The organism is Delftia sp. (assembly GCF_059499305.1).
In genome coordinates this window covers 22,961-35,656 of record NZ_JCABYI010000019.1, presented here as the reverse complement: position 1 = coordinate 35,656, position 12,696 = coordinate 22,961, and the positions used below count along the sequence as shown (strand labels likewise).

Annotated in this window: 16 protein-coding genes; 15 read left to right on the top strand and 1 reads right to left on the bottom strand. The window is 65.8% G+C overall.

Annotated features, from left to right (window positions below):
• Positions 1-526: 526 nt before the first annotated feature.
• The 7 genes from AC5I49_RS10620 to AC5I49_RS10590 all read left to right on the top strand — a co-directional run bounded on the left by AC5I49_RS10620 (position 527) and on the right by AC5I49_RS10590 (position 6,779).
• Complete coding sequence (locus AC5I49_RS10620) at positions 527-1,351, top strand: DUF932 domain-containing protein (protein ID WP_012202400.1); 825 nt, start codon at positions 527-529, stop codon at positions 1,349-1,351.
• Positions 1,352-1,415: 64 nt separating this feature from the next.
• On the top strand, positions 1,416-3,479 hold the full coding sequence (locus tag AC5I49_RS10615; RefSeq protein ID WP_016451573.1) for a ParB/RepB/Spo0J family partition protein: 2,064 nt from the start codon (positions 1,416-1,418) through the stop codon (positions 3,477-3,479).
• A gap of 63 nt (positions 3,480-3,542) precedes the next feature.
• Positions 3,543-3,752 carry a hypothetical protein gene (locus tag AC5I49_RS10610; RefSeq protein WP_012202398.1) on the top strand — a complete coding sequence of 70 codons (210 nt, stop codon included), beginning with the start codon at positions 3,543-3,545 and terminating at the stop codon, positions 3,750-3,752.
• 260 nt (positions 3,753-4,012) lie between these two features.
• Positions 4,013-4,285 (top strand): metal/formaldehyde-sensitive transcriptional repressor, encoded by a 273-nt coding sequence (locus tag AC5I49_RS10605; protein ID WP_012202397.1) that lies wholly within the window; start codon positions 4,013-4,015, stop codon positions 4,283-4,285.
• 52 nt (positions 4,286-4,337) lie between these two features.
• A complete protein-coding gene (gene dmeF / locus AC5I49_RS10600; RefSeq protein ID WP_017405395.1) occupies positions 4,338-5,285 on the top strand; it encodes a CDF family Co(II)/Ni(II) efflux transporter DmeF in 948 nt (315 codons plus the stop codon).
• Complete coding sequence (locus AC5I49_RS10595; RefSeq protein ID WP_012202395.1) at positions 5,282-5,674, top strand: YkvA family protein; 393 nt, start codon at positions 5,282-5,284, stop codon at positions 5,672-5,674. Before dmeF ends, AC5I49_RS10595 begins: the two co-directional genes overlap by 4 nt.
• A 790-nt stretch (positions 5,675-6,464) precedes the next feature.
• On the top strand, positions 6,465-6,779 hold the full coding sequence (locus tag AC5I49_RS10590) for a DUF736 domain-containing protein (protein ID WP_016451571.1): 315 nt from the start codon (positions 6,465-6,467) through the stop codon (positions 6,777-6,779).
• Between the two features lie 364 nt (positions 6,780-7,143).
• Here AC5I49_RS10590 and AC5I49_RS10585 read toward each other — a convergent pair whose 3' ends face one another.
• A complete protein-coding gene (locus AC5I49_RS10585) occupies positions 7,144-7,437 on the bottom strand; it encodes a helix-turn-helix domain-containing protein (protein WP_012202393.1) in 294 nt (97 codons plus the stop codon).
• 216 nt (positions 7,438-7,653) lie between these two features.
• Between AC5I49_RS10585 and AC5I49_RS10580 the strand changes: the two genes are divergently transcribed.
• From AC5I49_RS10580 to AC5I49_RS10545, 8 genes are all read left to right on the top strand, one after another.
• Entirely contained in the window at positions 7,654-8,001 is a 348-nt protein-coding gene (locus tag AC5I49_RS10580) for a DUF2958 domain-containing protein (protein WP_012202392.1), read from the top strand.
• A gap of 343 nt (positions 8,002-8,344) precedes the next feature.
• Positions 8,345-9,118, top strand: a complete 774-nt coding sequence (locus AC5I49_RS10575) for a DUF2285 domain-containing protein (protein ID WP_016451570.1) — start codon at positions 8,345-8,347, stop codon at positions 9,116-9,118.
• Positions 9,119-9,201: 83 nt separating this feature from the next.
• Positions 9,202-9,492: a helix-turn-helix transcriptional regulator gene (locus AC5I49_RS10570; protein WP_016451569.1), complete on the top strand. Its 291-nt coding sequence runs from the start codon at positions 9,202-9,204 to the stop codon at positions 9,490-9,492.
• 26 nt (positions 9,493-9,518) lie between these two features.
• On the top strand, positions 9,519-10,376 hold the full coding sequence (locus AC5I49_RS10565) for a replication initiator protein A (RefSeq protein WP_012202390.1): 858 nt from the start codon (positions 9,519-9,521) through the stop codon (positions 10,374-10,376).
• Positions 10,377-10,629: 253 nt separating this feature from the next.
• Entirely contained in the window at positions 10,630-11,268 is a 639-nt protein-coding gene (gene parA, locus AC5I49_RS10560) for a ParA family partition ATPase (protein WP_012202389.1), read from the top strand.
• Positions 11,265-11,540 (top strand): hypothetical protein, encoded by a 276-nt coding sequence (locus AC5I49_RS10555; RefSeq protein ID WP_012202388.1) that lies wholly within the window; start codon positions 11,265-11,267, stop codon positions 11,538-11,540. The genes parA and AC5I49_RS10555 overlap by 4 nt, the downstream gene beginning before the upstream one ends.
• A complete protein-coding gene (locus tag AC5I49_RS10550; RefSeq protein ID WP_012202387.1) occupies positions 11,537-12,094 on the top strand; it encodes a DUF2840 domain-containing protein in 558 nt (185 codons plus the stop codon). Before AC5I49_RS10555 ends, AC5I49_RS10550 begins: the two co-directional genes overlap by 4 nt.
• On the top strand, positions 12,091-12,678 hold the full coding sequence (locus AC5I49_RS10545) for a S26 family signal peptidase (protein ID WP_012202386.1): 588 nt from the start codon (positions 12,091-12,093) through the stop codon (positions 12,676-12,678). The genes AC5I49_RS10550 and AC5I49_RS10545 overlap by 4 nt, the downstream gene beginning before the upstream one ends.
• The last annotated feature ends 18 nt before the right edge of the window (positions 12,679-12,696 follow it).

Sequence of the window (12,696 nt, the reverse complement as noted above, 5' to 3'; positions counted from 1 at the left end):
GTTCATTCCACTTTGAAGGCTGGGCGTCCCCGGCCACCTGGGAGATAGCCGGTCGCGCTGTCGTGCGCGTGGCGCATCGAGCCGCCTGCGGCGTCTCGCCCCTTCGGGCTTCCATCGTTCCCTCGCTCCGCTCGGCTGACGCCTCCGGCCCGGCTTCCAGCTTCGGGCCTGCGCGCTTCGCTTGCCGTGCGGTCGGTGTGTAGGGACGGCCGTTGCCATGTCCAGCCGTCTTCCCTGACTTCATCACCTTCACCGCGACTGTAGCCCGCGGCTGTGTGCCGTCAAGGCGCGCAGGGCCGTGTCCTCGGCTGCGCCTGCGGGCCGCACCAACCCTGCGCTTGTCTCCTTGACGGCCCCCGTCCGCGCGCTCCTGACCGTCGCGGGCGATGAACTCAGGAAGGACGGTGGCAACAGGGCCAACCGGGTTCCTCGTGCCGACCGCACCGAACAGCCGAAAGGCTGGGCTCCGAATCTAGGAATCCGGTGTGCGGTTTTCTTCAACAGCCTTTTTGTTCAGGAGAACGACATGCTTGCAACCCGTTTCGCTTCCCACTCCCCGGCGCTGCGCAGCGGCTACCCGCTGTCCGATGACCAGATTCGCAGGGTGGCCCCGTCCATCTTCGCGGATGCACCGCATGAGAGCCGTTCCGAGCGGTACGCCTATATCCCCACCGCCGCCGTGCTGACCGAACTGCGCAAAGAGGGGTTTCAACCCTTCATGGTGACGCAGACCCGCGTGCGCGATGAAGGCAAGCGCGAGCACACGAAACACATGCTGCGCCTGCGCCATGCCAGCCAGATCAACGGCGCGGAAGCTAACGAAATCGTGCTGCTGAACTCCCATGACGGCACGAGCAGCTACCAGATGCTGGCCGGAATGTTCCGCTTCGTGTGCAGCAATGGGCTGGTGTGCGGTGACACCGTGGCCGATGTGCGCGTACCCCACAAAGGCAACGTGGCCGGGCACGTCATCGAAGGCGCTTATGAGGTGTTGAGCGGCTTCGAGCGGGTGAAGGAATCGCGCGACCTGATGCGCGGCATCACCTTGGACGATGGCGAATCGGAGGTGTTCGCCCGTGCTGCGCTGGCGTTGAAGTACGACGACCCGGACAAGCCAGCGCCTGTCACCGAATCGCAAATTCTGATGCCGCGCCGCTTCGACGACCGCCGCCCGGACTTGTGGAGCGTGTTCAACCGCACTCAAGAAAACCTCACCAAAGGCGGCCTGTCCGGGCGCAGCACCAACGGACGCAGGCAGCAGACCCGCCCCGTGCAGGGCATTGATTCCGACATTCGGCTGAACCGTGCCCTGTGGCTGCTGGCCGATGGTATGCGCCAGCTTAAGGCTTGAACCGTTCCCCCGCCGGAGGGGCGGTTCCCCTCCATTTCCTTGTTTCACTTATTGGAGATTCACCATGAACGCCGTTACCACTACCGAAGCCCGCGCCGTCCACACCGCAGCCAGCAGCGCAGCGAACGTGCTGCAAGCCGCCGACCCGAGCAAGCACATGATTCTGGTTCCGCTGTCGCGGCTGGTGCTGCGCCCCACGGGCCGCAATGTGCGCAAGACCCCGCGCATGTCCATCCCCGAACTGGCCGCGAGCATCCAGCGCGTTGGCCTGCTGCAAAACCTGATCGTGATTCCCGCCGCTGATGGCGAGCATTACGAGGTGGTGGCCGGTGGCCGACGCCTTGCAGCCCTCAAGCTGCTGGCGAAGAAACACCGCATCGCCAAGGATTGGGAGGTGCCTTGCCTGCAGGTGGCCGATGGCACGGCCCGCACGGCCAGCCTCACCGAAAACGTGCAGCGCGAAGCCATGCACCCCGCAGATCAGTTTGAAGCGTTTGCGGCATTGGTGGCCGAGGGCCGGCCCATCGAGGACATTGCGGCGGATTTCTCCGTCACGCCGCTGGTGGTGCAGCGCCGCTTGAAGCTGGCGAATGTCTCGCCCCGCCTGATGGCCGACTATCGCGCCGATGCCGTGACGCTGGATCAGTTGATGGCGCTGTCCATCACCGACGACCACGCCGCGCAGGAGGCCGCGTTCTATGATGCGCCACAGTGGCAGCGCAACCCGTCCAACTTGCGCGAGCGGCTGACCGAGCGCGAGATTGGGGCATCGCATCCGCTGGTGCGCTTTGTCGGGTTGGACACCTACGAGCAGGCAGGCGGAGGCATCCGCCGCGACCTGTTCGCGGAAGGCGATGCGGGCGTGTACCTCAACGATGCCGCTCTGCTGGAAACGCTGGTGCGCCAGAAGCTGGCGAGCATTGCCGACACAATCCGCACCGAGGGCTGGGCATGGGTGGATGCCACGCCGGGCGTGACCCATGCCGACCTGCACGCCTTTCAGCGTGCGCCGAGGGAGCGCCGCGCACCGGGCAAGCGCGACGCACAGCGCATCGAGAAGTTGCAGGCCAAGATGCAGGAAGTGGCCGAAGCCATTGATGCCGCGATGGACGCCGACGACGAGGACAAGGCCGAAGCCTTGCAGGAAGAAGGCGAGCGCCTGGGCGAGCAGTTGCAGGCATTGGAGGATGGCTTGCTGGACTATGCCGCGAGCGTGAAGGCCGCAGCCGGTGCCATCGTCACCATCGACCGCAACGGCGAAGCCGTCATTCATCGCGGGTTGCTGCGCGAAGCCGAGGCCAAGGCGCTGCGCACGCTGGAGAAGCTGCGCCAAGGTTTTAGCGGCGCGGAAATCGAAGGCGACGACGACGGCGAAGATGCCGACGAAGCACCCAAGGCCGCAGCCATGTCCGACCGGCTGGCCCAACGCTTGAGCGCCCACCGCACCGCCGCGCTGCAAACCGAAGTCGCCCGGCATCCGCAGGTGGCGCTGGCGGCGCTGGTGCATGGCATGGTGCAAACCATCTTGCAGGGCAGTCACTACGGCCACGATCTGCCGCTGGGGGTTCGCCTCACGGTGCAGGACAGGCTGGAAGGCATGGCCCCGGACTGGCCGGAATCGCCTGCTGCTGTGGCTCTGCACGAGGCGCAGCAGGCATGGGGCGAGAAGCTGCCCGAGGACAGCGCCGAACTGTTCGCTGCGCTGCTGGCGATGGAGCAAGGCGAACTGGTCAAGCTGCTGGCCGTGTGCGTGGCTTCGACGGTGGACGTGGTGACGCCGCGTGCCACGGTGCAGCAGCCGGGCGCGGAACTAGCGCAGGCCGTGGGGCTGGACATGGCCGCGTGGTGGCAGCCGACTGCCGAGGGGTATTTCCGGCATGTTCCAAAGGCCGTGATTCTGCGAGCCGTGGGCGAGTACGCGCCCGAGCACGTCACCCGGTTGGCAAAGCTGAAGAAAGCCGACATTGCCAGCGAAGCCGAACGACTGGCCGATGGTACGGGCTGGATGCCCGCCATCTTCAAGGCCATAGGCTCGCAGGGAGCTGCGCAGGAGGAAGGCCCGGAACAGGACGCCCCGGAGGATGCCGAGGTAATGGCGGATGAACCCGCCGAGGCGCTGGCTGCTTGACCCGCGCCAATGGCAATCGCCCCGGCCTTGACCGGGGCGCTTCGCTGGAAGGAGAACCGCCCCATGACCCGCACCACGACCAGCCGCCCGCGCATGGCGGCGATCTACGCGCCCGGCACGGTGCGCGCCCGCCGCTGGCGCGGCGATGGCGACGTGTGCGGCTACCTCCCGCCCTCGGGCTGGACGACGCGCGCCGACCTCGCCGACATTCACCCCATCACGGGACGCGCCTTGCCGCGCGCCGTGTGGTGGCTCATCAAAACGAAGGAATAACCGCGATCAGCACCGCGCCCAGGCCGTTCCGTCCTGGGCGCGGTAAAAGCCCAATCCGGGCGCGGCGGTGGCCGCGCCCGGTGTTGAAGGCCCAACAGCTCCATCAGAACGCCGCCGCCTTCGCTGGCACTCAGGCGGCGGCGTTGAAATTGCCGGGCGTCACGCCCGGCAACGCGCTGTCGGGTTTTCCGGCTGCGCCTCATGCCGTCTTTGCTGTTGTTATAATATAGCCCCCTAGACTATATTAATTGTCGGCTGTCATGTCCCATACCTCTCGCCAGAAAGACAAGCTGGTCGCCCGTGTTCGCCGCATCAAAGGGCAGTTGGAAGGCATCGAGCGCGCTTTGGAATCAGACGCGGCGTGCGTGGAAGTGCTACGCCAGATCGCGTCAGTGCGCGGCGCGGTCAATGGCCTGACCGCCGAGGTGATGGAAGACCATTTGCGCGAGCACGTCCTGGAAGTTGAAACGGACAAGGAGCGCCGCCAGGGCGGCGAGGAAATGGTCGAGGTCATCCGAGCCTACATGAAATAAACCCGCCGCCCGCCGGCGACCTTTTCCAGATGACAGGGACTCCCCGATGACAATGACCTATACCCCCTCGGCCTCAGGCCACGACCATTTCTTTCTCGGCAGCGACCACCAGCGCAATGAGCGCAAGGTGTGGCTGGTGATCGCTCTCACGGCCAGCATGATGCTGGTGGAAATCGTGGCCGGTTCGATCTACGGCTCCATGGCGCTGGTGGCCGATGGATGGCATATGTCCACCCATGCGGGCGCGATGCTGATTACCGCGCTGGCCTACCGCTTTGCGCGCCAGCATGTGGGCAATCCGCGCTTTACCTTCGGCACGGGCAAGCTCGGCGATCTGGCCGGCTTCGCCAGCGCGATCGTCCTGGCCTTGATTGCCCTGCTGATCGCTTGGGAAAGTCTGGTACGGCTCACCCAACCCATCCATATCGACTTTAACCAGGCGATCGCCGTGGCTGTCGTGGGCCTGGGCGTCAACCTGGTCTGCGCTTGGCTGCTGAAGGACGACCATGCGCATCACGGTCACAATCATGGACATCACCACCACGATCACGACCATCATGTGCCAGGCAAGAGCCGCGACAACAATCTGCGCGCCGCGTACATCCATGTGTTGGCCGATGCGCTGACATCCGTATTCGCCATCGTCGCGCTGCTGCTCGGCCGCAGCTACGGCTGGCTGTGGGCTGATCCGGTCATGGGTGTGGTGGGCGCGCTGGTGATTGCCCGCTGGTCATGGGGGCTGATCCGGGACTCCGGCAGCGTGTTGCTCGATGCGGCAGTCGAGGGCGAGGAAGTGCGGCAGGAGATTCGGGAGGCCGTGGAGCCGACGGGAAGCGAGGTTACAGATCTGCATGTCTGGCAGGTGGGGCCAGGGCATTTCGCGGCCATCGTCTCACTGGTGGCTCGGGAGCCCCAGGAGCCCGCGCACTACAAGGCACTGCTCGCGCATATTCACGAACTGTCGCATGTCACGATCGAAGTGCAGCGCGGGGCCGCATGAGCATCGGCGTCACCTTGAAGGCTTGGGCCAGGCGGATCAAGCGTGATGGCGTGACGCTGTGGTTTGCCGGCAAGCATCCCGGCACGCCTTGGTATGCCAAGGCGCTGGGGCTGTTCGTGGTGGCCTATGCGCTCAGTCCCATTGACCTGATTCCAGACTTCATTCCGGTGCTGGGTTATGTGGACGATGTGATCTTGTTGCCCGTGCTGATCTGGTTGACTGTGAAGCTGCTGCCATCCGATGTGCTGGCGCAATGCCGTATTCAGGCCGATGAATGGATGCTGGCGGAAGGCGCCAAGCCGCGGAGCCGGTTCGGGGCAGTGATGATCGTGGCGCTGTGGCTGGTGATGGGGGTGGCATTGTGGTTCTGGCTCATGCCGCATCTTTAGTTTTTCCTGAGGGCATATTGAATGGCATGGGCGTGTCGGCGCGAAGCGCCGCCGGGCTTTCGAGCTGCGTCCCGTGCTTCGTGCCGAATTACGGCCATTCGGCTTCAATCCCTCACGCCTTCGCGCCTGCGCTTGCCTCCTGAGGATCGGCGCAAGGCTCATCCCTGCCGCGCGGTGCTTGACGCCCGTCGAATACCGCCGAACCGGCAACGCCGGATCGGCCAAGCCGGCGCCCCCGCCGCGATGGGCGGGGAACTGGCGAATACGCTGGAGCTTGCTGCGGCAGGTTGTACGGATGCGTGCCGTCCCCGACGCTGACGGTTCCTGCCCATCACGTTACGAAGGACGGTTCACGGGCATCCCGCCCGGCATCGCTATGGAGCTTCCATGCCACGCCTCAAGACTGGCGCCGCAAGGTGTGACCGGGGCGTTCTCGCCCGTCATTGGGGTGTTGACCTGGCCCGCGTCTGGGAGCGAGCCAGTGCAGCGTTCGTGCGGGGATGCCGAGTCAGCCCTGTCTCCTTTCGAAGCGGTTCGGCCCAAGGCGTCCTTGTCTTGTTGTGAATCCTGGCGGTGGCACGGCTGCGCCTCGGGCTTTATGGCTGCAACCGTCCGGCGAAAACAATTTCCCCCTGCGCTGCGCGCATTCCTCGCGGGACAAATTCTTTTCGCCTCCCGGTTCTCCACTGCGTTGCGACCGCAAGCGGTGCAGCCAGCCCGTCTCCCGCCGGTCGGATCACAACAAGGACGCGATGGGCGCGAACCTTGTTCAATCGTAAGGAGATTCATCATGGCAACCATCGGCACCTTCACCGCGGACAAAGACGGCTTCACCGGCACGCTGCGCACCCTGACCCTCAACGTCAAGGCCAAGCTGGTTCCCAACGACAAGGGGGACAACGAACACGCCCCCGACTTCCGCGTGCAGGCGGCGGGCTTCGACATCGGCGCGGCGTGGAAGAAAGTCAGCAAGGCCGAACGGCCCTACGTGTCCGTGACCCTCGACGATCCTTCGTTCCCAGCAACGGTCTATGCCCGGCTGATCGAGGAAGAGGACGGCACGCACACGCTGATCTGGTCGCGCAGCAAGCCCCAGGCGGCCTGATGGCCGCCAGCGCCCCGCCCACGCGGCGGGGCGCCGTGCCGCTTTCGCAGAGCTGCATGGAAGCCTGGTCATTGCAGGAGCGTGGCCCATGTTGGGCCGCTTCTGTTGAGGCATGGGGCGAGTCTGCGGCTGCAAGAACGGCCGGGCGTGTCGGTGCCTTGCACCGCCGGGCTTAGCTGGCTGCGCCCCGTGCCGTCTTTGTCGTCACGGCCATTCGGCGCCAATCCCTCACGCCTTCGCGCCTGCGGCGCTGCGCGCGTCGCTTGCTCCAGGGGATCGGCGCAAGGCCCATCCCCGCCGCGCTGCACTTGGCGCCCCTTGAACACCGCCGAACCGGCTTGCGCCGGATCGGCCGGGCCAGCGCCTACGGCGGGGCCGCCGCTGCGAGCTGGCTTTCAGCCTCGCTCATTAGCACTGCCGTGCTGCATTCGAGCGCGCCAGCGATCTTGAAAATGATCGCCAGCGTGGGCATGTGCTCGCCGCGCTCGATCTTCCCCATGTGGGAACGCTCGATGCCGGCCTGGTGTGCCAGCGATTCCTGCGCGATGCCGCGCTCCATCCGCAGAGCACGCACCGCCGCGCCGAAGGCGTGGGCCAGCTCGGCGTCATGGGTGGTGGAGCCGGCCGGTCGGCCGCGCTGGACGGTTCGCTTCTGCATAGACAGAAGCGTCAATTCGCAGCACAATTAAAACCACGTTATCTTTAACTCATTCATTCCGAATCAATCCTTTTTCGTGCTTCTACGTCTTTACAGAAATACGCATTTGCGGTTTTTCACGGAAGCACAAAACCGAATCCGTGCATTTCCTCAAATCCGCCGATACGGCTTTACGCTTTCACGCTTCGGTGGATTTGTTCCAAGAAAGGGCTGCCCATGAACCGACTCATCACCGAGGACGAGCGCAGGCAGTTGCTGGCCCACGGCCAGAATCGCGCCGCTGGCGGCTCCATCGACCCGTTGCCCGTGGTGCGGTTGTTCACGCCGGACGCGCATCTCACTTGGCTGCTGGCCGCGCTCGATCCGGCCGATGGCGATACGGCCTTTGGCCTGATCGACCTGGGGCTGGGAATGCCCGAGCTGGGCACCGTGAAGCTGTCCGATCTGGAATCCATCGTCGGGCCACGCAAGCAGCCCGTGATGCGGGATCGGTATTTTCAGGCGGCACGCCCGCTGTCGGAATATCTGCGGCTGGCCCAGGAGAATGGTTCCATCCTCGATTGAACCGTTCGCACTGCGGCCAAGCGGGGCGTATTGGGACTATTTCAGTCTTATTCCAGACCTGTCCGGTCTGAATCCGCACTCTTGCATTCAACCCGTGCTGGTGTGACCCAATCAGTCACGATCTTTTATGCGGGTACGGGCACGGTGTTTTGTGCCGCATGACGTTGTCGGGTCGGGCGGTCGTCGCATTCGGACGGGATTCGCAATACACCGGAGCCAATCAGTCTTGACACCGCATGTTACATGCTTGAATTGATGCAGATGATGGTTTTGATCTGGATGCGATAGCTTCGTTTTGATCGGCCCGTGGCGACGTTCCTGCTGTTCGACAGGAGCTTTCGTCATGGTCAGCCCTCACCATTTCCCGCACTGGTATCCCACCGCCGCCTACCTCTACGTTCTGCGGCTCGATGCACTCGCACTGGCCTGGGAGTACCTGCGGCGCCATCCCGACTACCGGCTCGACTGGCTGCACCGTCATCGCCGGCCGCAGGCGGCACAGCACGCGGCGCATCGCTGGGGCTTACGCCTGCTGGAAGACCCAGCCTTGGATGCGCGCGACGCGCATCCGGCCTGGCTCCCCGGCCATGCCGGCGTGGTGCAGCTCTACCCCGATGCCGACCCACCGCAGAATGCCACCGCCTTCGCGTTCTGGCGCATCCCTGGTCACAAGCAATTGATCCACGATGGCAAGCGGCTGGTGCTGATCGCGCGCAGCCCTGGCCATTGCCTGCGCTTCGCGCTGGCACCCGGCCTGGAGGACGGCATGGCTGTCGCCTATGCCCATCACGGCGGTGCTGCCGCACCTGCACGCGGCCATGCGCCCGGTGCGGCGCTGGCCAATGCTCGGCCCCGGCCATCGCATTCGGCCTTGCTGGAACTGCACACCTTGCAGGCGCTCGACGCAACCCTGGCGGGTGCGTCCTTGCGCGATGTGGCCGAAGGCTTGTTCGGCGTGGATGCCGCAGCCGGTTGGTACAGCGACGGCGGCCTGCGCTCCAAGGTGCGCCGCCTGACGCGGCGCGGCGATGCGCTGATGCGCGGCGGCTATCGCCGCCTAGCACAGCTTGCGCCGCTTGAGAAGGGTCGTTTTGAAGGCCACGCAAAACGACCCTGAGCAAGAGAGCTTCATTTTCTGAGACTGCCTCCATCCGGTTGCGCTGTGTGGCCGGAGCCCTGCAACCGATGGAGGTTCTCACCATGCGTCCTGCTCCCTTGCGGCCTGCCGCCGCTCCCGCAACCACCTCGGCCGCTGTCGCGCAACCGCAGCGTTATCTCACCAACGACGAAGCCGCCGACTACCTGCGACTGTCACCGCGCACGCTGGAAAAGCAGCGCGTGCTGGGCGGCGGCCCCAAGTTCCGCAAATTCGGCCGCCGCGTCATGTACGCCGTGGCCGATCTCGATGCCTGGGCTTCCGAGCGCAGCTTCGAGAGCACATCCGATCCCGAGTACGCCGAGCAGCATTCGGCGGACAGCCGTGCGCGCTGACCGCTGGCGCGCGGGTGGCTTTCGCCATGTCCAGCCCTGCGCTGCCGTCCCGGCAGCGGCTCGTGCCAGAGCGCGAACAGCTCGACCTGTTCCGTGCCCTGCCGGGCGACATGGCGCCGCGCGACAGCCAGGATTTGATGGCCTTTCCGTTCTTCTCGCTGGCGAAGTCGCGGCGCGTGGCGCCGATCGACTTCCGCGCCAGCGGCATCACGATCCGCGTGGAGGGAACGCAGGAGCATGGCATCGCCACGATTTGGGATGCAGATGTGCTCATTTGGGCGGCTTCGCAGATTGTGGAGGCGCGCGACGCGGGCTTGCGTCCATCGCGGCTCATGCAGGCCACGCCCTACGAGATCCAGCGATTCATTGGGCGCGGTACGTCGCTGCGCGACTACCAGCGCCTCAAGGCGGCCTTGGATCGCCTGCAATCCACGACGGTGGCCACGTCCATTCGGGAGACCACGGGAAGACGGCTGCACCGCTTCTCGTGGATCAACGAATGGAAGGAACTGGCCGATACCAAGGGCACGCCCTTAGGGCTGGAGCTGATCCTGCCGGACTGGTTTTACGCGGGCGTCATGGATGCCGCGCTGGTGCTGACCATCGACCCAGCGTATTTCCGGCTCACGGGCGGCATCGAGCGATGGCTGTACCGGCTGGTGCGCAAACACGGCGGGCGACAGCCGGGTGGTTGGCAATTCGATTTCCGACACCTGTATCGGAAATCGGGCAGTGCCACGCGCTTCTCAGACTTCGCCTACGACCTGCGCGCACTGGTCGCGCGGCAGTCGCTGCCCGGCTACGTCCTAGGCATCGAGCGGATGCCGGACAACAGCGCCGAGCTGCTGACCTTCCGGCCCGTGCCGTTCGCGGCACGGGGATAAACGGTGCGCAGCTTGTGGACGGGCTCGTGCTATCAGGAGTACGAGGTATCGTGCTATCGGGAGTACGACTCTCGTGCTATCAGGAGTACGGATCGGCCGCAAAGCCAATAACGGCGCGGGTTTCGGCCTCCCCTAACTTCCCTAACTTAAAACATCTAACTGGTAGTAGAAGCGCCGCACCTCGGTGGAAAACCGCCACGCGGCGCGAAGCACAGCGGCAACAACCGGGCTTTCCAACAGGGAGGGCCAGGCCATGATCGTCGCGCTGCTCAACCAGAAAGGCGGCGTCGGCAAAACCACGCTGGCTACCCACATCGCTGGCGAGCTGGCGATGCGCGGCCAACACGTCGTGTTGCTGGACGCCGACCCGCAAGGCTCCGCGCTGGACTGGACGCAGCGCCGCAGCCAGCAAGGTTTGCCAAGGCTGTTCAGCGCCGTGGGCCTCGCACGCGAAACGCTGCACCAGGAAGCGCCAGAACTCGCCAGGCGGGCCGATCACGTCGTCATCGACGGGCCGCCGCGCATCGCCGCCTTGGCGCGCTCCTCGCTGCTGGCGGCCGAGCGCGTGCTGATCCCGGTGCAGCCCAGCCCCTACGACCTGTGGGCCAGCGCCGAGATGGTGGCGCTGATCCGCGAGGCGCAGGTGTTTCGGCCTGCGCTGCGCGCGGCCTTCGTCATCAACCGGCGCGTGAGCACCACGGTGATCGGACGCGAAGCACGCGGCGCGCTGGCCGAGCAGCCGCTTCCTGCGCTGCGCGCGGAAGTGCATCAACGCATCGTGTTCGCCGACAGCGTGGCTGCTGGCCGGCTGGCACGCGAGACGGCGCCGGACAGCGTCGCCGCGCGCGAAATCACCGCACTGGTGGACGAACTGCTGCGGTGGCCGACATGAGCAGCCCCGCCAGCAAGCGCACGACAAAGCGCGTCGGCATCGGCGCGCGTCCGCCCGCGAATCCGCACGCCGAGGCGTGGATTCGCCAGGGCGACGCCGATGCGCTGGGCAAGGGCGACCTCTACACCGCACGCCTGACGCTCGACATCACGCCCGCAATGCGGGCGCGCATCAAGGTGTCGGCGTTCACGCAAGGCGTGACGGTGGCCGAACTGCTGCGCGGCCTGCTGGAGCGCGAGTTTCCAGAACAACGCAGGGAGAACACACCATGACCGCATCCGCTTCGTCTGCCCCCGCGCCTGTTGCCTTCGCGGCCACGGCTGCACCGTCGCCGCCACTCCTAGCACACGCGACGGGGCCAACATCAACGCCGCTAACGCGCGTTTCGCTGGCCTTCCTGGAGCACCGTTTCAAGCTCTACCTGCGCTTCGGCGAACCGGCGCGCACGCTGCGGCTCGACCGCTGGCGCAGTCTCGCCGTATTCATGCCGAATGCCATGTTCTGCCGCATTCGCTGGCAGTCCACCGACTACGGCACTGTTCGCTGGCAGCTCATGGTGATGCAGGCTTGCACGCCGCTGGACGCGGCGCAGCGCATCCCCGGTGTGCAGCCGGGCGCACGCCTGCTGCTGCACACCGAGGGCGAGAACCAGGTGCGCGCCGTGCTGGAGCGCATCGACGCCATCGAGGCGCTGGGGATCGCGCCATCCGCCGCTTCACCCGCGTACTGGCGCACGCTCGCCAACCGGCTCGCTGCGCGCCTGCCGCTGCCCGAATACACCGCCGAGCGGCACGCCGGATGGCTCATCGGGAGGGCGCTGCCATGACCGCCGTTTCGACTGTCGGCACCGCGCCGCGTCCTCGCTCACGCCTGCGCGCTCGCATCGTGCTCGCGTGCCTGTCTGCCTGCGGCCTCGCTGCGCTGGCCTGGGCGTCCTTCGTGCATCCGCTGCCGCGCATCATCTACAACCCGTCCGACAGCGTGGCGGTCGGCTGGTATCGCGTGGAACCGCTCCACCAGCGTACCGACTCGCTGCACCAGCCTTTGTCCGTTGGCAGCATCGTCTTGACCACGTTGCCGGCAGACACCGCCGCGCTGGCCGCGCAGCGCCGCTACCTGCCGGCGCGCGTGCCGCTGCTCAAGCGCGTGGGCGCCGTCGCGCCGCAAACGGTGTGCGTGTTTGATGCGCTGGTCTGGATCGACGGCGTGCCGGTGGCCGCCGTGCTGCCCGCCGACCGGCTGGGCCGTCCGCTGCCTTCCTGGCGGCAGTGCCGCCAGCTTCGGCCTGGCGAACTGTTCCTCTTGAGCGTGACCAACCCGGCGTCGTTCGACAGCCGGTATTTCGGGCCGGTCAGCGCATCCGCCGTGATCGGCGTCGCGCATCCGATCTGGCTGGAATCCCGCCCATGATGGCCGTCGATTCGCTGC